Source organism: Arthrobacter sp. RT-1, from assembly GCF_003367205.1.
Classification (GTDB): Bacteria; Actinomycetota; Actinomycetes; order Actinomycetales; family Micrococcaceae; genus Arthrobacter.
In genome coordinates, this window is the sequence record NZ_QRGQ01000005.1 from 73,595 (window position 1) to 95,199 (window position 21,605).

Annotated in this window: 20 protein-coding genes and 1 tRNA gene; 15 read left to right on the forward strand and 6 right to left on the reverse strand. The window is 66.0% G+C overall.

Annotated elements, in window-relative coordinates; genetic code table 11:
* Positions 1-41: 41 nt before the first annotated feature.
* The gene (locus DXK94_RS05815) at positions 42-1,955 is read left to right on the forward strand and encodes an ABC transporter ATP-binding protein (RefSeq protein WP_115524218.1); all 1,914 of its coding nucleotides are present in this window, start codon (positions 42-44) and stop codon (positions 1,953-1,955) included.
* Here DXK94_RS05815 and DXK94_RS05820 read toward each other — a convergent pair.
* The 3 genes from DXK94_RS05820 to DXK94_RS05830 form a co-directional block, all read right to left on the reverse strand.
* Positions 1,952-2,374, reverse strand: coding sequence for an NUDIX domain-containing protein (locus DXK94_RS05820; RefSeq protein WP_115524219.1), 423 nt, complete (start codon positions 2,372-2,374; stop codon positions 1,952-1,954). The two genes, DXK94_RS05815 and DXK94_RS05820, sit on opposite strands and share 4 nt — an antisense overlap.
* Positions 2,374-2,862 (reverse strand): DUF6314 family protein, encoded by a 489-nt coding sequence (locus DXK94_RS05825; RefSeq protein WP_115524220.1) that lies wholly within the window; start codon positions 2,860-2,862, stop codon positions 2,374-2,376. The genes DXK94_RS05820 and DXK94_RS05825 overlap by 1 nt, the downstream gene beginning before the upstream one ends.
* 1 nt (position 2,863) lies before the next feature.
* Positions 2,864-2,936, reverse strand: a tRNA-Arg gene (locus tag DXK94_RS05830).
* 82 nt (positions 2,937-3,018) lie between these two features.
* Here DXK94_RS05830 and DXK94_RS05835 point away from each other — a divergent pair.
* Complete coding sequence (locus DXK94_RS05835; protein ID WP_115524221.1) at positions 3,019-3,777, forward strand: DUF998 domain-containing protein; 759 nt, start codon at positions 3,019-3,021, stop codon at positions 3,775-3,777.
* Here the strand turns inward: DXK94_RS05835 and DXK94_RS05840 are convergent.
* Complete coding sequence (locus DXK94_RS05840) at positions 3,770-4,399, reverse strand: hypothetical protein (protein WP_115524222.1); 630 nt, start codon at positions 4,397-4,399, stop codon at positions 3,770-3,772. The two genes, DXK94_RS05835 and DXK94_RS05840, sit on opposite strands and share 8 nt — an antisense overlap.
* Before the next feature lie 32 nt (positions 4,400-4,431).
* Between DXK94_RS05840 and DXK94_RS05845 the strand changes: the two genes are divergently transcribed.
* From DXK94_RS05845 to sucD, 6 genes are all read left to right on the forward strand, one after another.
* Entirely contained in the window at positions 4,432-5,262 is an 831-nt protein-coding gene (locus DXK94_RS05845) for an inositol monophosphatase family protein (protein ID WP_079597821.1), read from the forward strand.
* 82 nt (positions 5,263-5,344) lie between these two features.
* Positions 5,345-7,894, forward strand: a complete 2,550-nt coding sequence (gene pcrA / locus DXK94_RS05850; RefSeq protein WP_395928401.1) for a DNA helicase PcrA — start codon at positions 5,345-5,347, stop codon at positions 7,892-7,894.
* Positions 7,895-7,987: 93 nt separating this feature from the next.
* Entirely contained in the window at positions 7,988-9,268 is a 1,281-nt protein-coding gene (locus DXK94_RS05855) for a glycosyltransferase (RefSeq protein WP_115524224.1), read from the forward strand.
* Positions 9,269-9,286: 18 nt separating this feature from the next.
* Entirely contained in the window at positions 9,287-9,994 is a 708-nt protein-coding gene (locus tag DXK94_RS05860) for a hypothetical protein (RefSeq protein WP_258868448.1), read from the forward strand.
* A 222-nt stretch (positions 9,995-10,216) separates the two neighbouring features.
* Positions 10,217-11,386 carry an ADP-forming succinate--CoA ligase subunit beta gene (gene sucC, locus DXK94_RS05865; protein WP_079597817.1) on the forward strand — a complete coding sequence of 390 codons (1,170 nt, stop codon included), beginning with the start codon at positions 10,217-10,219 and terminating at the stop codon, positions 11,384-11,386.
* Positions 11,387-11,397: 11 nt separating this feature from the next.
* A complete protein-coding gene (gene sucD / locus DXK94_RS05870) occupies positions 11,398-12,300 on the forward strand; it encodes a succinate--CoA ligase subunit alpha (RefSeq protein WP_079597816.1) in 903 nt (300 codons plus the stop codon).
* Between the two features lie 148 nt (positions 12,301-12,448).
* Here sucD and DXK94_RS05875 read toward each other — a convergent pair whose 3' ends face one another.
* Positions 12,449-12,931 carry an SRPBCC family protein gene (locus DXK94_RS05875; RefSeq protein WP_079597815.1) on the reverse strand — a complete coding sequence of 161 codons (483 nt, stop codon included), beginning with the start codon at positions 12,929-12,931 and terminating at the stop codon, positions 12,449-12,451.
* Positions 12,928-13,287, reverse strand: a complete 360-nt coding sequence (locus DXK94_RS05880) for a helix-turn-helix transcriptional regulator (RefSeq protein ID WP_115524226.1) — start codon at positions 13,285-13,287, stop codon at positions 12,928-12,930. Before DXK94_RS05880 ends, DXK94_RS05875 begins: the two co-directional genes overlap by 4 nt.
* Positions 13,288-13,438: 151 nt before the next feature.
* Here DXK94_RS05880 and DXK94_RS05885 point away from each other — a divergent pair, with 151 nt between their 5' ends.
* The 7 genes from DXK94_RS05885 (at position 13,439) to DXK94_RS05915 (ending at position 21,567) form a co-directional block, all read left to right on the forward strand.
* Positions 13,439-13,843, forward strand: a complete 405-nt coding sequence (locus tag DXK94_RS05885) for a tautomerase family protein (protein ID WP_115524227.1) — start codon at positions 13,439-13,441, stop codon at positions 13,841-13,843.
* A 186-nt stretch (positions 13,844-14,029) separates the two neighbouring features.
* Positions 14,030-15,070 carry a 5-dehydro-2-deoxygluconokinase gene (gene iolC, locus DXK94_RS05890; protein WP_115524297.1) on the forward strand — a complete coding sequence of 347 codons (1,041 nt, stop codon included), beginning with the start codon at positions 14,030-14,032 and terminating at the stop codon, positions 15,068-15,070.
* Complete coding sequence (locus tag DXK94_RS05895; protein WP_115524228.1) at positions 15,067-16,002, forward strand: deoxyribose-phosphate aldolase; 936 nt, start codon at positions 15,067-15,069, stop codon at positions 16,000-16,002. The genes iolC and DXK94_RS05895 overlap by 4 nt, the downstream gene beginning before the upstream one ends.
* Positions 16,003-16,035: 33 nt before the next feature.
* Positions 16,036-17,997: a 3D-(3,5/4)-trihydroxycyclohexane-1,2-dione acylhydrolase (decyclizing) gene (gene iolD, locus DXK94_RS05900; protein WP_115524229.1), complete on the forward strand. Its 1,962-nt coding sequence runs from the start codon at positions 16,036-16,038 to the stop codon at positions 17,995-17,997.
* Positions 17,998-18,027: 30 nt separating this feature from the next.
* Positions 18,028-19,542: a CoA-acylating methylmalonate-semialdehyde dehydrogenase gene (locus DXK94_RS05905; protein ID WP_115524230.1), complete on the forward strand. Its 1,515-nt coding sequence runs from the start codon at positions 18,028-18,030 to the stop codon at positions 19,540-19,542.
* Positions 19,543-19,609: 67 nt separating this feature from the next.
* Positions 19,610-20,521, forward strand: coding sequence for a sugar phosphate isomerase/epimerase (locus DXK94_RS05910; protein ID WP_079597808.1), 912 nt, complete (start codon positions 19,610-19,612; stop codon positions 20,519-20,521).
* A 32-nt stretch (positions 20,522-20,553) separates the two neighbouring features.
* A complete protein-coding gene (locus tag DXK94_RS05915) occupies positions 20,554-21,567 on the forward strand; it encodes a Gfo/Idh/MocA family protein (RefSeq protein WP_115524231.1) in 1,014 nt (337 codons plus the stop codon).
* Positions 21,568-21,605 lie beyond the last annotated feature (38 nt).

The following is a 21,605-nucleotide window of genomic DNA, read 5'->3' on the forward strand; positions in this document are numbered from 1 at the left end:
AACGACGATATGGGCAGTAATGTGAACGCGGAGCAGCAGCTATGAGCATGGAAGGCGTGGCCTGGAACTCCCTGTACAAGATCACCCGGGCCAAGAGCGGTTCCAAGCCGTTCTCCAAAGACACCCTGAAACGGGTCCTGGCCTTCGCCCGCCCGCACCGCGGCAAGCTGCTGGCCTTCGTGGCGCTCTCGATCGTGATGGCTTTCCTGGCCGTGGCCACTCCCGTCCTTGCGGGACAGGTGGTGGACGCGATCGTGGCCAAGGCCGGCGCCGGCGAGGTGCTCCGGCTTGCGCTGCTCATCGCCGTCGTCGCCATCGCCGAGGCGGGGGTGGGCCTGGTCAACCGCTGGCTTTCCTCAACCATCGGCGAAGGCGTCATTGTGGACCTTCGCACGCGCGTCTTTGACCACGTGCAGAAGATGCCGATTGCCTTCTTCACCCGCACCCGGACCGGTGCCCTGGTCAGCCGCCTCAACAACGACGTCATCGGCGCGCAGTCGGCATTTGCCGGCACCCTGTCCGGAGTGGTCAGCAACGTGGTGGCGCTGATCCTCACCCTGATCGTGATGCTGGGCACCTCATGGCAGGTGACAGTCCTGGCGATGATCCTGCTGCCCGTCTTCCTCATCCCGGCCCGGCGGATGGGATCCAGGCTGGCCGACCTGCGCCGCGAGGCAGCGGAACACAACGCCGCCATGGGCACGCAGATGACCGAACGCTTTTCGGCGCCCGGCGCCACGCTGGTCAAGCTGTTCGGCCGGCCCGCAGAGGAATCCCGCGAGTTTGCGGTGCGCGCGGGGCGGGTCCGCGACATCGGCATCCGCACCGCGATGCTGCAGTTTACGTTCGTCACCGCCCTGACCCTGGTCTCCGCCCTGGCCCTGGCACTGGTCTACGGGCTTGGCGGCTGGCTGGCGATCACCAACCAGCTCGCACCCGGCGATGTGGTGGTCCTGGCGCTGCTGCTCACCCGCCTTTACGCTCCGCTCACCGCACTGTCCAACGCCAGGGTTGAAATCATGAGCGCCCTGGTCAGCTTTGAACGCGTTTTTGAGATCCTGGACCTGAAACCCCTGATCCAGCAAAAGCCGGACGCCGTCCCTGTCCCGCCGGGCCCGGTGTCCGTGGAGTTCGACGACGTCCGCTTCGCCTACCCCGCGGCGGACAAGGTCTCGCTGGCCTCGCTGGAGGAAGTGTCCACGCTGGACACCCGCGGCGGCGAGGAAGTGCTGCACGGCATCAGTTTCCGGGTGGAGCCGGGCCAGACCGTGGCCCTGGTGGGCTCCTCCGGAGCGGGCAAATCGACCATCGCCCAGCTGCTGGCGCGCCTGTACGACGTGGATTCCGGCGCCGTCCGGCTGGGCGGGGTCATGCCGGGCACCGGACTGGATGTCCGGGATGCCACCTTCGACTCCCTTCGCGACACCCTGGGCATGGTGACGCAGGACGGCCACCTCTTCCACGAAACCATCGCCTCCAACCTGCGCCTGGCCCGGCCGGACGCCACCGACGAGGACATGTGGGAGGTCATCCGGCAGGCGCGGCTGGAAACGATGATCCGGTCCCTGCCCGACGGGCTGGACACCGTGGTGGGGGAGCGCGGCTACCGCCTGTCCGGCGGTGAGCGCCAGCGCCTCACCATCGCCCGGCTGCTGATCGCCCAGCCCCGGGTGGTCATCCTGGATGAGGCCACCGCCGCCCTGGACTCCACCAACGAGGCCGCAGTGCAGGCCGCCCTCGGCGCCGCACTCGAGGGGCGGACCGCCGTCGTGATCGCCCACCGCCTGTCCACCATCCGTGCGGCGGACGCCATCCTGGTGGTGGAGGACGGCCGGATCGTGGAACGCGGCACCCACACCGAACTGCTGGCTGCCGAAGGCCGCTACGCCGAGCTGTACCGGACGCAGTTCGCCGAGGCCACGGCGGTGGCACAGCAGGCCGTCCCGGAGCTTTAGGCGTCCGGCTGTGCCCCCAGCTCCGGTAGGATATGGTCCGTCAGCAGCGGGGCAAGGTCCGGGGGCAGTGCTGCGCCCCGGTCAAGGGCAGCGAGGTCCAGCCAGCGGATCTCCGCGATCTCGGCCGACGGGTGGGCCTGCCACGTCCCCGGCGCTCGGAACACGGTGGCTTCGATGTCCGTGGCGGCCTCGTTGGCGGCATCGGCGATCCAGACGCCCATCAGCTCCAGATCCCGGGGATGGATGACGATGCCCACCTCCTCCGCCAGCTCGCGGGCGGCTGCCTGGACTGCCGTTTCGCCGGCCTCGGGCTTGCCGCCGGGGTGCATGAACATGCCGGTGCCGCGCTTCCGCACTGTCAGGAGCCGGCCCGCGGGGTCGAACACGCAGACGGCGGACACAACGATGCGCGCCTTCATCAGGCAGCACTCCGAACGAGGCGGGACGCCAGCAGAAGGTCCTTGCGCGGCCCGGTGACGTCCCAGCTGAAGCTGAACGCGTCCGGCCCCTCAAGCGTGTAGGCCACGCGGTAGGTGTCGGGATCGCACCAGTGATTGTCCAGGTTGGCCTCCGGGGTGAAGCTCATCCGGTGGAACGGACGCCCGTCGGGGAAGAACACATCCAGGGCGTCGGGGCGTCCCGCTGCCGGCTTCAGCAGGTATTCGCGCGAGGCGGGGCCGGTGAAGGAGGGCCAGCGCATGGTGCCTTCTTCGCGGAGGGCCAGGCCGCCGTCGTCCGTTGGAGTGAAAAGTACGACGCCGGAAAAGGTTCCGCGGGTGCCATCAGCACGGTCCAGCAGGTCCCGCTCAAGGGTCCAGCGGCCGGCCGCCGGACCGCCGGCGGCGCCAGGCTGGGCAGCGCCCAGCAGATAGGCGCGGAGATCAAACTCCGGAGGACGAAGGTTCAAGTGCCCTCGATTGGAATCGAACCAACGACACCGGCTTTAGGAGAGCCGTGCTCTATCCACTGAGCTACGAGGGCGGGCGTCCGAAGATCGGCAGGGCCGGTCCGGCCGGACACGGATACAAGCATACAAGGTGTGGGGCCGTACTACGCTCAAAGCATGAGTTCAGCCGCGTCCGCTACCCCCGCAGTGGCCTTTATTCCGGATACAACCTCCACCCGGCAGTACATCGGCGCGTGGTCCGTACTGAGCGTGCTGCAGTATTTTGCGGCCGAAGCTGCAGTGATCGGGGCTTGGGCGGGTCCCCGGCCGTACGACCTGCGGACCGGCTACATCAGCGATCTCGGTGCAATCAACTGCGGCATCTATGACGGCCGGGAGGTCTGTTCCCCGCTGAGCTGGCTGATGAACGCCTCGTTCGTGGTCCAGGGCCTGGGGATGCTGCTGGGCGCCCTGCTGCTCAGTTCCGGGCTGCTGTGCGTGGCAGCCCGCGCCGGCGTCCGGGTCCAACCCGGGCAGCGCAAGCCGTGGCTGGCGGCCGTCTGGGTCCGGGTGCTGGCCGGGACGGCAGGGGCAGGAACCGTCATTGTGGGACTGGTCCCCGAGGACGTGGGTTCCTTCTGGCACTTTGCCGGAGCGGTCATGTACTTCCTGGCCGGCGCCGTTGCCCTGCTGGTGCTGGGAACCCTGTGGTTGCGGAAATCCGGGATGGCCTGGTTCATCCTGGTGTGCGGCGGGGTATCCCTGGCTGCGCTGGCCACCGGAGCCCTGACCGGGATGGACGTCCCCGAGCCCGGCACCCTGGAACGGCTGATGGGTTATCCCGTGACGGTGGGGATGGCGGCGGCGGGCCTGGTCATTGCCCGGCGCGTGCACCGGCACCGGAAGCAGGTACGCGCCGCAGCGGCCGTCAGGTAGCGGTTTTTGCCTTCCGCGCCTTGAGCACCACAGCCGCGGCGCCGGTGAGCAGGCACAGGACCAGGAGAACCCAGCCGGCAACGGTGAGGCCGGACGCCACGGCCACCTGGCCGGCATCGGGCGCACCGGCAGCGAGCATTCCGTCGATAGCGACGTTGCCCCACAGACGGGCCACCACGAACAGCAGGAGCAGCGCCCACAGCGTCCAGCGCGCCGCCCTGCGGGCCACGTTGGTCCCGATCAGCAGCAGCCACGTGAAGCCGAAAATCAGCGGGAAGAGGGTTCCGGCGGTCTTGTGGACGTAGTTGAGCTGCCCGCGCGCGTCATCGTCCATCGCCGCCTGCAGCTGGCCGATATACCCGGGATCGAAACCGCCCACCAAGGAATCCGGCATGGCCAGGCCGCCGGACAGCTGCCGGAGCTGGTCCAGGGTCAGCAGGTGCAGGTACCAGAACAGGAACAGGCTTGCCACCACCCCGAGAACCAGGATCAGGTTGCTGTTGCTTTCCGCTTTCTCCGGCGTGCGGGCCGTGGTGGGGTTGACCACCGGCGGCAGGTGGTGCTGCGGCACCACCGCCTTGGAGCCGTGCTTCTTGATCCGCTGGGCAGGGGTTTTGGCCATGGCACCATTATCCCGCCCCATAAACTGAAGCCATGACCAATGGCCGGCACAGCGCAATAGAACTTGACCCCTCACTGGACGACCACCAGCTTGCGGCGGCACTGGTCCGCGAAGCCGGGCAGCTGGCGCTGCTGATGCGGATGGCCGGGCTGCAGTCCCAGCAGAAGACCTCCATCTCGGATGTGGTGACAGCCGCCGACCATGCCGCAGAAGCCTATGTGCTGGAGCAGCTCCAGCGCTGCCGGCCGGAGGACGGCATCCTCGGCGAGGAGGGGGCCTCGGTCAAGGGCAGCAGCGGCCGGACCTGGGTGATCGATCCCGTGGACGGCACCTACAACTTCCTGCACGGCTCCACCTACTGGTGCTCCGCCATCGCGCTGAAGGACACCTCAGACGTGCTGCTCGGCGCCATCTACCAGCCGGAGGAGGACAAGCTCTGGCTGGGCGGCCGTACGCATCCGGCCACCCTGAACGGGGAGCCGCTCACCGTCTTCCAGGACAACAGGGGAGCGCGGAACGCGACGGCGGTCGCCGAACTGGGTGCCGCCACCTACATCCATCCCCGCTGGCTCATGGACCCGTTGTGCGCCATGCCGTGGCACGCCGCGGCAACGTCCGCCGCGACGCTCCGCATGCTGGGTTCGGGCTCCTGCGACCTGGGCAGGGTGGCGGACGGACAGATGGGCTGCTGGTTCCAGCACAGCTGCCCGGAATGGGACTGGCTGCCCGGCAAGGCCATTGTCCGGGCAGCGGGCGGCGCGGTGGACACGGTCCGGGTCAACGGCCTGGAATGGTTCATGGCAGGAGGAACGACGGCGGTACGGGAGTTGCGTGCGGCCCTTGAGTCCGGCTCGGTCGCCTGAGAATTACTGCCCCGTCCTTCCGTAATCCACAGGCTGGAAGTGCGTGTCGGTCCCACCGCCTAGACTTGTAGGCACCATGGATATGTTGTTTGACCCGTACTCTGACGGACCGTTCAAGGCCGCTCCCGCAGCGGCAACCCGCACCAAAACGCGTCCTGACGGCGTGGCCACCGCGGCCGGTCCGGGCGGCAGCGCGCCCTCCTGGGATTCTGCGGGCAGCCGCCACGGGGGCAGTGGGCAACCTGGCGTCCAGCACGGGGACGACCAGTCGGGGAGCCATCAGCAGGGTGCCCGGCGGCCGGACGCGGCCCAGCTCCTGGAGGGACTGAACCCGCAGCAGGAGGAAGCGGTTAAGCATGCCGGCTCCGCACTGCTGATTGTGGCCGGTGCCGGATCGGGAAAGACCCGTGTGCTCAGCAACAGGATCGCCTACCTGATCGCCACCGGGCGTGCCCACCACGGCGAAATCCTGGCCATCACCTTCACCAACAAGGCCGCCGCCGAAATGCGGGAACGCATCGAAGCCCTGGTGGGCGGCCGGGCCAAGATCATGTGGATCTCCACGTTCCACTCGTCGTGCGTGCGGATCCTGCGGCAGGAGGCCGCAAACGTCGGCCTGAAATCGAACTTCTCCATCTACGACTCCGCCGATTCCCTGCGGCTCGTCACCCAGGTGTCCAAAGCCCTGGACCTGGATCCCAAGAAGTTCGCACCCAAAGCCATCCAGCACAAGATCTCTGCGCTGAAGAACGAACTGATCGACGCCGATTCCTATGCCTCGGCAGCGAACTACAACGATCCCTTCGAACAGGCCGTGGCCGAGGTGTACAAGGGCTACACCCAGCGGCTGCGCCAGGCCAACGCCATGGACTTTGACGACCTCATCGCCGAGACGGTCTTTATGTTCCGCGCGTTTCCGGCGCTCGCCGAGTCCTACCGCCGACGGTTCCGCCACGTCCTCGTGGACGAATACCAGGACACCAACCACGCCCAGTACGCCCTGGTCCGCGAAATCGTGGGGGAGGGGCCCGGCGCATCGGAGCTCACGGTGGTGGGCGATTCCGATCAGTCCATCTACGCCTTCCGCGGCGCGGACATCCGCAACATCGTGGAGTTTGAAAAGGACTATCCGGAGGCCCGCACCATCAAGCTGGAGCAGAACTACCGCTCCACGCAAAACATCCTCAGCGCGGCCAACTCGGTGATCTCCCGCAACCCCAACCGCCCGGAAAAGCGGCTATGGACCGCGGAGGGCGAAGGCCACAAGATCATTGGCTACGTGGGCGAAAACGAGCACGACGAAGCACAGTTCATCGCCAAGGAAATCGACCGGCTCCAGGACGAGGACAACCTCCGTCCCGGCGACGTCGCCATCTTCTACCGGACCAACGCCCAGTCCCGCTCCATCGAGGACGTGCTGGTCCGCGTGGGCCTGCCGTACAAGGTGGTGGGCGGCACCCGCTTCTACGAGCGCAAGGAAATCAAGGACGCCCTCGCGTACCTCCGGGTCCTGGTCAACCCCGACGACGACGTCAACCTCCGCAGGGTCCTCAACGAACCCAAGCGCGGGATCGGCGACCGCGCCGAAGGCGCCGTGGCCGCCTTGGCGCAGCGCGAGCGGACATCATTCATGGCTGCCGCCCGCCGGGCTGAACACGCGCCGGGCATGGCAACCCGTTCGGTCAACGCCGTCCTTGGCTTCGTGAAGCTGCTGGACGACCTTGCAGAGGTGGCATCCGGTTCCGGCGCCGCCGCGGCACTGGAAGCCGTCCTGGAACAGACCGGCTACCTTGCCGCGTTGCGTTCCAGCACCGATCCCCAGGACGAGTCCCGGGTGGAAAACCTGGCGGAACTTGTCGCCGTCGTCCGTGAATACGAACGCGACAACCCGGAAGGCTCGCTCGCAGCGTTCCTGGAACAGGTGTCCCTGGTGGCTGACGCCGACCAGATCCCCGATGCCCCGGGAGCCGATATCGACTCCGCGGTAGCCGAGGCAAAGCGGCTGGGCGTGGTCACCCTGATGACGCTCCACACGGCCAAGGGGCTCGAATTCCCGGTGGTGTTCCTGACCGGCATGGAGCACGGCCTGTTCCCGCACCAGCGGTCGGCAACCGACCCCAAGGAACTCGCCGAAGAACGCCGCCTGGCGTACGTGGGCCTGACCCGTGCCCGGAAGCGGCTGTACGTCACCCGCTCCGAGGTCCGCAGCATGTGGGGCCAAAGCCAGTACAACCCCGCCAGCCAGTTCCTGGAGGAGATTCCTGCCGAGCTGCTGGAGTGGAAGCGTGAAGGTACCAGCCGGCAGGCCGGCGCCTGGGGCGGCGGATCCATCGGTTCGGGCCGCTACAGCGGATCCTTCTGGGGCGCGGGCACTGCCCGCGGCGCGGCAGCTGACTCTTCTGCCGGCTTCAACGCAGACGTTCCCGCCGTCATCGCCCGGAACCGCGTGCAGCCGCAAAAGGAAATCGTGGCCGTCAGCGTGGGGGACAAGGTAAACCACACGAGTTTTGGCAACGGGACGGTCCTGGCGCTGGAAGGCGCAGGGGACAAAACGGTAGCCAAGGTGAAGTTCGACGTCGGCGAAAAGCGCCTGCTGCTGCGGTACGCGCCGCTGACCAAGCTGGACGCGTAGGCGAACGGGGGCGGGCCCTTGCCCGCTTCCGCCATTCGCGGCTACAGTTCAGGAACTTCCCCCAGCAGCGGTACCCGAGGTCGGAGTGGGACCATGAACATCCTGTTCGCGAGCCAGGCAATTGATGGCCACTTCAATCCAATGACCGGTGTAGCCATGAAGCTCAAGGAGCGGGGCCACGACGTCCGGTGGTACACCGGCCCGGTGTTCACGGGAAAGCTCAAGGGCCTCGGAATTCCCCTGGTTCCCTTCAAGCGCGCCATCGAACACCGCGCCGACAACCTCTTTGAGCTGTATCCGGAGCGGGCCAGGCTCAAAGGGCCCCGGGCCATCGGCTTCGACGGCGAAAAGATCTTCGCCAGCAACATCAGCAACTTCTTCGAGGACATCCGTGACCTGCAGCAGGAGTTTCCCTTCGATGCCCTGGTGGTGGACAGCTCCATGTTCGTCCAGCGGCTCGTGTCGCACCTGCTGGGCAAGCCGGTGGTGAATGTCGCGGTGATACCCAACATGGAGAGCGATCCGCTGGTGCCCCCGCTCTTCTTCGGCTTCCGGCCGCCGCGGAACCCGGCCGAGAAGGCCCTGCAAACCGTGGCCGGTCAGCTGTCGGACAAAATCATCCTCCGCCCTGCGCACCAAAGCTACCGGCGCCAGCACACCTTCTACGGCCAGGACGTGCCCAAAAGGGGCAGGCTCACCGACGATGCGTACCGGTGCTCGGACGCCGTCATCCAGGCCGGCACGCAGTCCCTTGATTTTCCGCGCCGCAACACCAACCCCAAAGTGCACTACGTCGGGGCGCTCCTGCCATACCGCCGCCCCGGCGCCGACGTAGCGGAAGAGCTGCCGCCCGGATACTCCACAACCATCGTGGTCACCCAGGGCACCGTGGACAACGCGGACCAGGACAAGCTCATCATTCCCGCGCTGGAGGCGCTGCAGGACATGGATGCCCTGGTGATTGTGGCAACAGGCGGCAGGGGAACCGCCGAACTGAACCGGCGCTACCCGCAGCCAAACATCCTCATCCGCGACTATGTGGACTTCGCCGCCGTCTTTGAGTCCACGGACGTCTTCGTCACCAACGGCGGGTTCGGCGGCGTGCAGTTAGCCCTGTCCAAAGGCGTCCCGCTGGTGGTGTCCGGCATCAATGAAGGCAAGAGCGATGTCAACGCCCGCGTGGAATATGCCGGTGCCGGCATCAACCTGCGGACCGAGGCTCCCTCGCCGGAGAAGATCAGGAGGGCCGTGCACTCCATCCTTGCCGAGCCGGGGTGGAAAGAACGGGCGCAGCAGATGCGGCAGGACTTCGCCCGGCAGGATCCGGCCGAGGCCGCGGCAGACGTTGTGGAAAGGGTGCTCGCCTCCAGGTGAACCCCGGCATGAAGCATAATGGGGGCCATGCGACGGACTGTTTGGGGGATGCTCGCCGCCCTTGTGCTGGCGGCCGCCACGGGATGCACCGTGACCACCGAGGACCCCGGCTACGTGCCGCCGCCTCCGCCGGCACCGATGGACCAGCTGGAACAGGCGGCGTTGGCCAATCCCGACGATTTTTCCAGCACTGAGGGCGTCCTCTCCTTCATCACCGAGGACCGCAGCATTGTCTGTTCGCTGACCTCCGCGCGCGGCGAGCATGTGAACCTCCCCTACGAAACGAACAGCTTCACCGACTTAGCGAACAACAAGCTGGCCATCGTCCCCGTGGCCCACTGTGAACTGGCCAAATACCCGAAGCCCGCCCACGGCGACGTCCGGGATGACTGCGCCGGAACATCGCTCGGCTACCTGGGCGGCGTTGCCTTCCTGACCCCTGACAACGCAACGTACGGTGAGTGCCGCTCCGGCGTCACACAAATGGAGGCAACCTACGGCCCCAACGGCAACAGGGCGGGTGCCCTCGCCCAGCTGCCGGTCCTGGCGGAGGGCCTGAACCTCGAACGCAACGGGCTGCGGTGTTCCGCCTACAACGGCGGCGTGGCATGCGGAAACGTGTCCGCCGGCGTGGGATTCTTTGTTTCCCCGGAGCGTTACGAACTGATCTCCAGGCCGGAAAACGCTGCCCCGCCTCCACCCGCCGAGGCCTCAAAAACCCCGTAAATACGCGGTTTTTCTACGCCTCATAGAATAGTGTCCTTACTCACATAAGAGGTAGTCTGGGACGGCCCGGTCCCTCCAAAGGACTAGAGTTCCCCATGGAGCATCACGCCGCGTGGCTCGTTTCCAACAGGCCTCCGGTGCGTGCAATTCCGCAGCCCGGTCATCGTCTTCGATGGTGCCCGACTGTACAGAAACTACTTCGACGTAGAAGGACACTAAACCGTGGACCTGTTTGAATACCAGGCGCGCGATATGTTCGAGGCGCACGGTGTACCCGTGCTTGCCGGCATCGTGGCGTACACCCCAGAAGAAGCAAAGGCAGCTGCCGAGAAGATCGGCGGCGTTACTGTCGTAAAGGCTCAGGTCAAGGTTGGTGGCCGAGGTAAGGCCGGCGGCGTGAAGGTCGCAAAGTCCGCCGACGAGGCGCTTGAGCACTCCACCAACATCCTGGGCATGGACATCAAGGGCCACACCGTCAACAAGGTGATGATCGCCCAGGGTGCGGACATCGCCGAGGAATACTACTTCTCCGTCCTGCTGGACCGGGCCAACCGCAACTACCTGGCCATGTGCTCGGTTGAGGGCGGCATGGAAATCGAACAGCTCGCCGTCGAACGCCCGGAAGCGCTGGCCAAGATTGCCATCGATCCCGCCATCGGCATCGACCAGGCAAAGGCCGACGAAATCGTCGCAGCCGCAGGCTTCGCTGAGGAACTGCGCGGCAAGGTGGCCGACGTCATCCTCAAGCTCTGGGACGTCTTCAAGAAGGAAGACGCCACCCTGGTGGAGGTCAACCCGCTCGTCAAGACCGGTGCCGGCGAAATCGTGGCACTGGACGGCAAGGTGTCGCTGGACGAGAACGCCGAATTCCGTCACGCCAAGCATGCCCTCCTTGAAGACAAGGACGCTGCTGACCCGCTTGAGGCCAAGGCAAAGGCGCAGGACCTCAACTACGTCAAGCTGGACGGCGAAGTGGGCATCATCGGCAACGGTGCAGGCCTGGTCATGTCCACCCTGGACGTCGTTGCCTACGCCGGTGAAAACCACGGCAACGTCAAGCCCGCCAACTTCCTGGACATCGGCGGCGGAGCTTCGGCCGAGGTCATGGCCGCCGGCCTGGACGTCATCCTGGGCGACGAGCAGGTCAAGTCCGTGTTCGTGAACGTCTTCGGCGGCATCACCGCCTGTGACGCCGTGGCCAAGGGCATCGTCGGCGCGCTGGCCGAGCTCGGCCACACTGCCAACAAGCCGCTGGTAGTCCGCCTCGACGGCAACAACGTCGAAGAAGGCCGCCGCATCCTGAACGAGGCCAACCACCCGCTGGTTACCCTGGCCGCCACCATGGACGAGGGCGCCGACAAGGCCGCCGAGCTCGCCAACGCAGCGAAGTAAAGGGACGCACCATGTCTATTTATCTGAACAAGGACTCCAAGGTCATCGTCCAGGGCATCACCGGCGGTGAAGGCACCAAGCACACCGCCCTGATGCTGAAGGCCGGCACCAACATTGTGGGTGGCGTCAACGCCCGCAAGGCCGGCACCACCGTCCTGCACGGCGACGCCGAGATCAACGTCTACGGCACCGTCAAGGAAGCCATGGCAGAGACCGGCGCCGACGTCTCCATCGTCTTCGTCCCGCCGGCATTCACCAAGAACGCCGTTGTTGAAGCCATCGAGGCCGGCATCGGCCTGGTGGTTGTCATCACCGAAGGCGTGCCGGTCCAGGACTCCGCCGAATTCTGGGCCCTCGCCCAGTCCAAGCTGGACGCTGACGGCAACCAGGTCACGCGCATCATCGGACCGAACTGCCCCGGCATCATCACCCCCGGTGAAGCACTGGTGGGCATCACGCCGGCCAACATCACCGGCAAGGGCCCCATCGGCCTGGTCTCCAAGTCGGGCACCCTGACCTACCAGATGATGTACGAACTGCGCGACCTCGGCTTCTCCACCGCCATCGGCATCGGCGGAGACCCCATCATCGGCACCACGCACATCGACGCCCTGGCTGCGTTCGAAGCCGACCCCGAGACCAAGGCGATCGTGATGATCGGCGAAATCGGCGGCGACGCCGAGGAACGTGCTGCCGACTTCATCAAGGCCAACGTCACCAAGCCGGTTGTCGGCTACGTTGCCGGCTTCACCGCTCCTGAAGGCAAGACCATGGGCCACGCCGGCGCCATCGTCTCCGGTTCCGCCGGAACCGCCCAGGCCAAGAAGGAAGCCCTCGAAGCTGCAGGCGTGAAGGTCGGCAAGACGCCGTCCGAGACCGCCACGCTGCTGCGCGAGGTTTTCGCAGCCCTCTAGGGTTCTCTCCAACAACGCGGGGTCACTTCCCGCCCTTTCCACACTCTGGATTGGGCGCGGAGTGACCCCGCGTTGCTGTTTTAAGTACGACGACGCCAGGTCACCTTCCGCGTGGGAGGTGACCTGACGTCGTCGTACTTTCTGCGTTTCAGGCTTTGGCAGCGGTGAGCAGCTCGTCGAGCCGCTCGTAGCCTTCTGTCATGCCGCCCTCCATGCCGGACTGGGCCATGCCGTCACGTGCCTCCATGCTGGGGTAGACGGAGTGGCCGCGCAGCCTGCACCGGCCGCCGCCGAGGTCCTCGAACGTCATGAACTCGAGGCTGACCACGTCCGGATAACCGCCGAACTCGAAGGTCTGCAGGGCAAACTCGTTTTCACGGACCGTATGGAACACCCCGGTGAATTCGTAAGCCACGCCGTCCGGCCCGGTGTGGATGTATCGGTAGGTGCCGCCGCTGCGGAAGTCGTAGTGGTCCATCTCCATTTTGAGGCCGCGGGGGCCCAGCCACTGCGCAATAAGATCCGGTTCCTTGTGCGCCCGGAATACGTCCGCGACGGGGAAATCGAACTCACGCTCGAAGTCGATGAAGGGAAGGCCTTCGGGGACACTGAGTTTCAGGGGATTGGTCATGGCTTTTCCTTTGCCTTGGCGCCGTGGTGCCCGGCGCTGGATTGAAGCACGGCATCAAGGCTGCGGAACTGCTCCTCGCGGACCAGCCGGTACTGGTCGATCCAGGCGGTGAGTGCCTCCAGCCGTGCGGGGTTCAGGTGGACGGGCCTGCGCTGGGCATCCCTGGTCCGGGTAACCAGTTGCGCCTGCTCGAGTACCTGGATGTGCTTCGAAACTGCCTGCTTGGAAATTTCGAATGGTTCCGCCAACTCATTAACTGTGGCCGGGCCCCGGCTGAGCCGGGCAATGATGCTCCGCCGCACGGGGTCGGCCAGGGCCATAAAGGCCGAGTCCAACGCAGTACTTTCGAAGTTCATGTGCGGCCTCTTGCTAATCAACTAAATTGTTTATCAACCTCTTGGTTGTTTAAGGCTACTCCTTCATCCCGCGTCCTTCAAGACCTCTCGGCCTTGTCGCGCCGCTCCCGATATTGTTAGTATGTCAGGACAAACCCTCAGAGGAGCGAAAATGCCACTTGTACGTATTGATGTGAACGAAGGACGCACTCCGGAGGAGCTGCAGCGGCTGAGCCGCGGCATCCATGACGCAATCCTTGCCGAATATGGCATCCCCGAGCGGGACTACTTCCACATCCTCAGCGAACACCCGCAGGGGCAGATCTTCGCCCAGGATGCCGGTCTCGGGTTCGAGCGGACCGGCGGAGTGGTGATGATCCAGATATTCACCCAGGGCGGCAGGACACAGGAGGCGAAGCAGCGGCTGTTCGCGGCTGTGGCCGAGAAGCTTTCCGGGGTGGGAGTTGCCGGCGAGGATGTCTTCATCGGGTACGTGGAAAACACCGCCGGTGACTGGTCCTTCGGGTTCGGGCGGGCCCAGTATGTGACCGGAGAACTTGCCGTACCCCGCAAGTAGGCGGTGTCTGCCGCACCGCTAAAGTAGCGCGCTCTAACTTTGCTGTAAGTATGTCAGTACAAACTTTTGACAGGACATGAAATGTGCGGCAAAGTAGTCCCTGTGGCCTTCACCACGGCCTGCCAGTCCCGGAGCTCCTGCACTTCAGAGGTCCAGAGTTCCACACCAGAAAGGTCCGCGATCACCGTGACCCACGAGCTTCTTACGATCGGGCGCATCAGCGTTGATATCTACCCGAACGATATTGGGGTGGACCTGGAGGACGTCACGTCCTTCGGGAAATACCTCGGCGGTTCGCCGTCCAACGTCGCCGTTGCGGCTGCCCGGCACGGCCGCCGCGCAGGCGTGATCACCCGTACCGGGGACGACGCCTTCGGCAAGTACCTGCACCGGGAACTGCACAAGTTCAACGTCGACGATTCCTTCGTCGCTCCCGTGAAGGAGTACCCCACGGCGGTCACCTTCTGTGCCATCAAGCCGGCGACGGACGAGTTCCCGCTCTACTTCTATGGCCGGTTTCCCACCGCGCCGGACCTGCAGATCCAGGCTTCCGAGCTGGACCTGGACGCCATCCGCGGGGCGGGGATCTTCTGGTCCACCGTGACCGGCCTGTGCCAGGAGCCCAGCCGCAGTGCGCACATTGCAGCGCATGAGGCACGTCCGCGGACCCGCCTGGCCGAGGGGCAGTTCACCATCCTGGACCTGGATTACCGGCCGATGTTCTGGGCGTCGGAGGACGAGGCCCGCGCGGAGGTGGCCAGGATCCTGCCGCACGTGACGGTCGCCATCGGCAACGACAAGGAATGCGCCGTCGCCGTCGGTGAGGGCACGCCCGATGAGCAGGCCGACCGGCTGCTCGCCGCCGGCGTCGAGATCGCCGTCGTCAAGCTCGGCCCTGACGGCGTGATGGCCAAGACCCGCACCGAGCGCGTGGTGTCCGCCCCGGTCCCGGTGGAAACCGTGAACGGCCTGGGCGCAGGTGACTCCTTCGGCGGCGCCTTCTGCCATGGTCTGCTGTCCGGCTGGCCGCTGGCCCAGGTCCTGGACTACGCCAACGCCGCCGGCGCGATTGTCGCCTCCCGCGTGTCCTGCGCGGATGCCATGCCGACGCCGGATGAGGTCACCTCACTGCTGGCCGAACGCGGCCGACCGGTTCCGGGTACTGTTCCCGGCGCCCCTGTTCCTGATGCCGCTGCCCAGCTTGCCACCGAAGGAGCAGCACTGTGACCCTCACCCCTATCGCCGCCAACCAGGCTGTCAACGACGATCCCCGTCGCTATGAACACCTGAGCGTCATCCGGCTGGAGGACCCGGAAGCGGTGGCCCGTGCCGCCGCGTCCCGCCGCCGCCATCCCGGCGTGAAGTCCGGCCGGCAGAACTTCATCGTGGCAGCGGACCACCCGGCCCGCGGGGCCCTCGCGGTCGGCGCGGACCCGGTGGCCATGGCGGACCGCCGCCAGCTGCTGGACCGGCTGCAGATCGCGCTGGCCAACCCCGCCGTGGACGGAATCCTGGCGTCTCCGGACATCATGGATGACCTGCTGCTGCTGGGCGCACTGGACGGCAAGCTGGTCTTTGGTTCCATGAACCGGGGCGGGCTGTCCGGACTGGTCAACGAATTCGATGACCGGTTCACCGGCCACACCGCTGCCGCGCTCGAAGCTTTGGGCGCTGACGGCGGCAAGATGCTCACCCGGATCTGCCTGGGCGACCCGGACACGGTGGTGACACTGGAGGCCACCGCCAAGGCCATCGATTCCCTGGCGGAGCGCAAGCTGATCGCGATGGTGGAGCCATTCCTCTCCGTCCGCGAAAACGGGCGGGTCCGCAATGACCTGTCCACCAACGCCGTGATCAAGTCCATCGCGATTGCCGAGGGCCTGGGGTCCACCAGCGCCTACACCTGGATGAAGCTGCCCGTGGTTGCCGGGATGGAACGCGTCATGGCCGCCACCACCATGCCCACCGTGTTGCTGGGCGGGGATCCGGCCGGTACCCAGGACGAGGTCTTTGCCAGCTGGCAGGCGGCCCTGGCCTTGCCGGGGGTGCAGGGCCTGACCGTGGGCCGCACCCTGCTCTACCCCCAGGACGGGGATGTGGCCGGCGCTGTCGCCACGGCCGCTTCCCTTCTTCACCACACCGCAGAAGTATCGGAGTAGCTTCCCATGGGAACAACAACAGGAACACGCAGGATGACGGTGGCGCAGGCGGTCGTCGAGTACCTTTCGAAGCAGTACACGGTCGATTCCATCAACGGGGTTGCCTACCGTGAGCGGCTGATCCCGGGAACGTTCGGCATTTTCGGGCACGGCAACGTTGCCGGGGTGGGCCAGGCCCTGAAGCAGTACCAGCAGCTGGACCCGGCCATCATGCCGTACTACCAGGGCCGGAACGAACAGGCCCAGGTCCACCAGGCTGTGGGCTACGCCCGGCACACCCGCCGCCGCCAGACCTTCGCGGTCAGCACCTCCATCGGCCCGGGCTCTTCGAATCTGCTCACCGGCGCCGCGCTGGCCACCACCAACCGCCTCCCGGTCCTGCTGCTGCCGTCCGACACGTTCGCTACCCGCGCCGCGGACCCGGTCCTGCAGCAACTGGAGCAGCCCTACGCGTACGACCTGACGGTGAATGACGCGTTCCGGCCGCTCTCCAAGTTCTTCGACCGGGTGAACCGGCCCGAGCAGCTGTTCTCCGCGTTCCACCACGGCCTGCGCGTCCTGACCGACCCCGCCGAGACCGGCGCCGTAACCATCTCGCTGCCGCAGGACGTCCAGGCCGAGGCCTTCGATGTCCCGGAGGAGTTTCTGGCAGAACGGGAATGGCGGATCCGCCGCCCGGACGCGGACGACGACGACATCGCCCGCGCCGCCGAGGCCATCCGGGCCGCGAAACGGCCGCTGATCATCGCCGGCGGCGGCGTCCTGTACGCCTACGCCAACGAGGAGCTTGCGAAGTTTGTCGAGCTGACCGGTATCCCGGTGGGCAACACCCAGGCCGGCGTCGGCGTCCTGCCGTGGGACCACCCGTTCTCCCTTGGCGCGATTGGCTCCACGGGGACGACGGCGGCGAACGCCATCGCTGCCGGGGCGGACCTGATCATCGGGATCGGCACGCGCTACGAGGACTTCACCACCGCGTCCCGCACGGCGTTCCAGAACCCTGACGTGCGTTTCATCAACATCAACATCGCACCGATCGACGCCTACAAGCACGGGACCACGCTCCCCATCGTCGCCGACGCCCGCAAGGCACTGGTCAAGCTCAACGCAGCCCTCGGCGGCTACCGCGTGGGCGCCGACCTGGAACAGACGGTGGCTTCTGAGAAGAAGCGCTGGGATGCCACCGTGGACGAGGCCTTCGACACCCGCCACACCCCGCTGCCGGCGCAAAATGAAATCATCGGCGCCACCTCCCGGGCCATGGACGCCCGCGACGTGGTGATCTGCGCGGCCGGGTCCCTGCCCGGGGACCTGCACAAGATGTGGCGGGTCCGGGACCCGTTCGGCTACCACGTGGAGTATGCGTACTCCTGCATGGGCTACGAAATCCCCGGCGGCCTCGGCGTGAAGCGCGCGGCCCTCGCCGAGGCGGCCAGGACGACGGCGGCAGGCGGCGCCGGCGGGACGGAAACCGCCGAGGTGCGGGACGTCGTCGTGATGGTAGGGGACGGCTCCTACCTGATGATGCACACCGAACTGGTCACCGCCGTCGCCGAACGCATCAAGCTGATCGTGGTCCTGATCCAGAACCATGGCTACGCCTCCATCGGCTCGCTCTCGGAGATGCTCGGTTCCCAGCGGTTCGGTACCCAGTACCGGACGCTGAACGAGGAACAGCACAGCTTCGACGAGGGCGAAACCCTGCCGGTGGACCTGGCCCTGAACGCCGAGTCCCTGGGTGTGAAGGTCATCCGGATCGAGCCGGGGGAGAAGGTTATCGCCGAACTCGAACAGGCCATCCGCGACGCCAAGGCCGCGCCGGAACGCGGCGGTCCAATCCTGATCCACGTCGAATCCGATCCCCTGCTGGACGCGCCCAGCTCCGAGTCATGGTGGGACGTCCCGGTCTCCCAGGTCTCCGAACTGGACTCCACGAAACAGGCATTCCAGACCTACACCGGCCACAAGAACCGCCAGCGCAAACTGCTCGGCTAACCCACACCCCTTACTCAAGGAAGAGTCCCCATGACTGCCACCACCACTGAGACCACTACGATTCACCACTTCATCAACGGCGCCGAAACTGCCGGCGAGGGTGACCGCACCACGTCCGTCTACAACCCTGCCACCGGGCAGGTCACCGCGGAGCTGCGGCTGGCCAATCGCGCAGACCTGGACGCCACCGTTGCCGCCGCCCGCAAGGCCGCCGATACCTGGGGCGACATCTCCCTGGCCAAGCGCACCGCCGTGCTCTTCAAATTCCGCGAACTGGTCGCCGGCCACGTCGACGAACTGGCCGCCCTCATCACCGCCGAGCACGGCAAGGTCCTTTCCGACGCCAAGGGTGAAATCGGCCGCGGCCTGGAAGTCATCGAATACGCCTGCGGTATCCCGACGCTGCTCAAGGGCGACTACTCCGACCAGGTTTCCACCGGGATCGACGTGTTCAACTTCCGTGAACCCCTCGGCGTTGTTGCCGGCATCACGCCGTTCAACTTCCCCGTCATGGTGCCGCTGTGGATGGCCCCGATGGCCATCGCGACCGGCAACGCCTTCATCCTCAAGCCCTCCGAACGCGACCCCTCCGCGTCCATGCTGCTGGCAAAGCTGTGGAAGCAGGCGGGCCTGCCCGACGGCGTGTTCCAGGTCCTGCACGGTGACAAGGAAACCGTGGACGGACTCCTGACCCACCCGGACGTGGACGGCATCTCCTTCGTCGGTTCCACTCCCATCGCGCAGTACGTCCACGAGACCGCCACCAAGCACGGCAAGCGCGTCCAGGCCCTCGGCGGGGCCAAGAACCACGCCATCGTCATGCCCGACGCCGACCTGGACAACGCCGCCGACCACCTGGCCGCCGCCGCGTTCGGCTCCGCCGGCGAACGCTGCATGGCCATCTCCGTCGCCGTGGCGGTCGGGGACGCCGCGGACCTCATCGTCAAGAAGGTCGAAGAACGCGCCCTGGCCGTCAAGGTCAACAACGGCACCGCGCCCGACGCCGAAATGGGCCCGGTCATCACCCCCGCCTCCAAGGAACGCATCGTCAGGATCGTCACCGAAGCAGAACAGGCCGGCGCCGCCATGGTGGTGGACGGCCGCGACCTGGTGGTCCCCGGCCACGAAGACGGCTTCTGGGTAGGACCCACCGTCATCGACCACGTCAAGACCGGAATGACCGCCTACACCGAGGAAATCTTCGGCCCCGTGCTCGTGGTGGTCCGGGTCGACACCCTCGAGGACGGCATCAAGCTGATCAACGCCAACCCCTACGGCAACGGCACCGCCATCTTCACCTCCTCCGGCGCAGCAGCCCGGAAGTTCCAGCGCTCCGTCACCGTCGGCATGATCGGCATCAACGTGCCCCTGCCCGTCCCCGTGGCGTACCACTCCTTCGGCGGCTGGAAAGCCTCGCTTTTCGGTGACAAGCACATCTACGGCCCCGAAGGCGTCTCCTTCTACACCCGCGGCAAGGTCATCACCTCCCGCTGGCCTGAAACCCACCACGCCTCCGGCGCCTCCTACAACTTCCCGTCGAACTAATAACCGCCTTGGTTTCGACAGGCTCAACCACCGGTGGTTGAGCCTGTCGAAACCAAAAGGAGTGAAAATGACTGAGAACAAACTGATCATCGGCACCGCTCCGGACTCCTGGGGTGTGTGGTTCCCGGACGACCCCAAGCAGACGCCATGGGAGCGCTTCCTCGACGAAGTGGCTGAGTCCGGCTACAAGTGGATCGAGCTGGGCCCGTACGGCTACCTGCCCACCGACCCCACCCGCCTCGCAGAGGAACTGAAGCAGCGCGACCTCAAAGTCACCGCCGGCACCGTGTTTACCGCGTTCCACCGTGGCCTGGACCAGTGGGAAACCGCCTGGGAGCCGGCCCGCAAGGTGGCTGAACTGACGGCAGCCATGGGCGGCGAGCACATCGTGGTGATCCCGGCCATGTGGCGCGATGACGTTACCGGCGAAGCCGTGGAAAGCGGCACGCTCAGCGACAAGGCCTGGGGTGACCTGTTCGCCGGGCACAACCGCCTGGGCAAGACCCTGCTGGAGGACTTCGGCCTGAAGCAGCAGTTCCACTCGCACGCGGACTCCCACGTCGGCGTGCAGGAGGACATCGAAACGCTGCTGGGCGCAACGGACCCGCAGTACCTGAACCTGTGCCTGGACACCGGACATGCTGAATACTGCGGCGCCTCAAGCCTCGAACTCATCAAGAACTACCCGGACCGAATCGGCTACCTGCACCTGAAGCAGATCAATCCGGAGATCCTCAAGAAAGTCAACGAGGAAAACATGACCTGGGCGGCCGCCAACCTGGCCGGGGTCATGACCGAACCGCCGAACGGACTGCCGGACCTCCGCGCCGTCATCGAAGCCGTCGAAGCGCTGGACCGCCCCATCTTCGGCATCGTGGAGCAGGACATGTACCCCGTCGCCTTCGACGTGCCCATGCCCATTGCCAAGCGCACGCGCAACTACCTGCTGTCCTGCGGCTCCCGTACCGCCGTCAGCTAACCCCCGCCACAGACACTCAAAAGGACAGAACAATGACTGAAACCCTCCGCGTAGCCGTCATCGGCGCCGGACGCATGGGCGCCGACCACATCCAGCGGCTCCACACACGCATCCACGGAGCCGAAGTTGCCGCCGTCGTGGACGTTGACCTGGCCCGTGCAGAGGCGGCCATCGAAGGCATCCCGGGCGCCGTCGCCCTGGCCGACGCTGAGGAAGCCCTCAACAACGGCGACGTCAACGCCGTGCTCATCGCCACGCCCGGTTTCCTGCACGAGGACATCCTGCTCAAGGCGATCGCGAAGGACATCCCGATCCTCTGCGAAAAGCCCCTCACGCCGGATGCCGAGTCCTCCTGGAAGATTGTCCAGGCCGAGGTTGAACTGGGCCACAAGCGCATCCAGGTGGGCTTCATGCGCCGCTTCGACGCAGAGTACGCCTCGCTGGGCAAGATCATCCGCGACCATGAACTGGGCGAGCTGCTCATGCTGCACCACCAGCACCGCAACCCCACCACGCCGGAGGGCTTCACGAACGAGATGCTGATCAACGACTCCGTTGTCCACGAGTTCGACGCGATCCGTTTCTTCACCGGCGAGGAGATCACCAGCATCCAGGTCCGCCTGGGCAAGGCCACCAAGAACGCGCCCTCCGGACAGCACGATCCCCAGCACGTCCTGCTTGAGACAGAGTCCGGCGTCCTGGCCGACGTCGAGATCTACGTCAATGCCAAGTTCGGCTACGAAGTGGCCACCCAGGCTTCCTTCGAAGAGGGCGTCGTCAGCATCGGCGGCGACAAGGGCCCCTACACCCGCAGCGCCGGCCGCTGGGGCGGCAACGTCACCCCCGGCTTCGAAGAACGTTTTGGTGCGGCGTACGACGTCGAAATCCAGTCATGGGTGGATGCCGCACTTCGCGGCGAAATCGGCGGTCCCACCGCCTGGGACGGCTACGCCACCGCGGCTTGCTGTGAAGCCGGCGTTGAGGCGCAGAAGAACGGCGAAAAGGTGGCTGTGAAGCTGGCCGCCAAGCCCGACCTGTACAAGTAGATGCAGGAGAAGGGGACGGACACGTCCGTCCCCTTCCC

Coding starts and splice junctions, on each gene's coding strand:
- DXK94_RS05880 (WP_115524226.1), bottom strand. CDS start 13,287: ATGAACTTCGAAAGTACTGCGTTGGACTCGGCCTTTATGGCCCTGGCC.
- DXK94_RS05855 (WP_115524224.1), top strand. CDS start 7,988: ATGAACATCCTGTTCGCGAGCCAGGCAATTGATGGCCACTTCAATCCA.
- pcrA (WP_395928401.1), top strand. CDS start 5,345: ATGTTGTTTGACCCGTACTCTGACGGACCGTTCAAGGCCGCTCCCGCA.
- DXK94_RS05885 (WP_115524227.1), top strand. CDS start 13,439: ATGCCACTTGTACGTATTGATGTGAACGAAGGACGCACTCCGGAGGAG.
- DXK94_RS05820 (WP_115524219.1), bottom strand. CDS start 2,374: ATGAAGGCGCGCATCGTTGTGTCCGCCGTCTGCGTGTTCGACCCCGCG.
- DXK94_RS05915 (WP_115524231.1), top strand. CDS start 20,554: ATGACTGAAACCCTCCGCGTAGCCGTCATCGGCGCCGGACGCATGGGC.
- DXK94_RS05910 (WP_079597808.1), top strand. CDS start 19,610: ATGACTGAGAACAAACTGATCATCGGCACCGCTCCGGACTCCTGGGGT.
- DXK94_RS05845 (WP_079597821.1), top strand. CDS start 4,432: ATGACCAATGGCCGGCACAGCGCAATAGAACTTGACCCCTCACTGGAC.
- DXK94_RS05875 (WP_079597815.1), bottom strand. CDS start 12,931: ATGACCAATCCCCTGAAACTCAGTGTCCCCGAAGGCCTTCCCTTCATC.
- DXK94_RS05840 (WP_115524222.1), bottom strand. CDS start 4,399: ATGGCCAAAACCCCTGCCCAGCGGATCAAGAAGCACGGCTCCAAGGCG.
- DXK94_RS05835 (WP_115524221.1), top strand. CDS start 3,019: ATGAGTTCAGCCGCGTCCGCTACCCCCGCAGTGGCCTTTATTCCGGAT.
- DXK94_RS05860 (WP_258868448.1), top strand. CDS start 9,287: ATGGGGGCCATGCGACGGACTGTTTGGGGGATGCTCGCCGCCCTTGTG.
- iolD (WP_115524229.1), top strand. CDS start 16,036: ATGACGGTGGCGCAGGCGGTCGTCGAGTACCTTTCGAAGCAGTACACG.
- sucD (WP_079597816.1), top strand. CDS start 11,398: ATGTCTATTTATCTGAACAAGGACTCCAAGGTCATCGTCCAGGGCATC.
- DXK94_RS05815 (WP_115524218.1), top strand. CDS start 42: ATGAGCATGGAAGGCGTGGCCTGGAACTCCCTGTACAAGATCACCCGG.
- DXK94_RS05905 (WP_115524230.1), top strand. CDS start 18,028: ATGACTGCCACCACCACTGAGACCACTACGATTCACCACTTCATCAAC.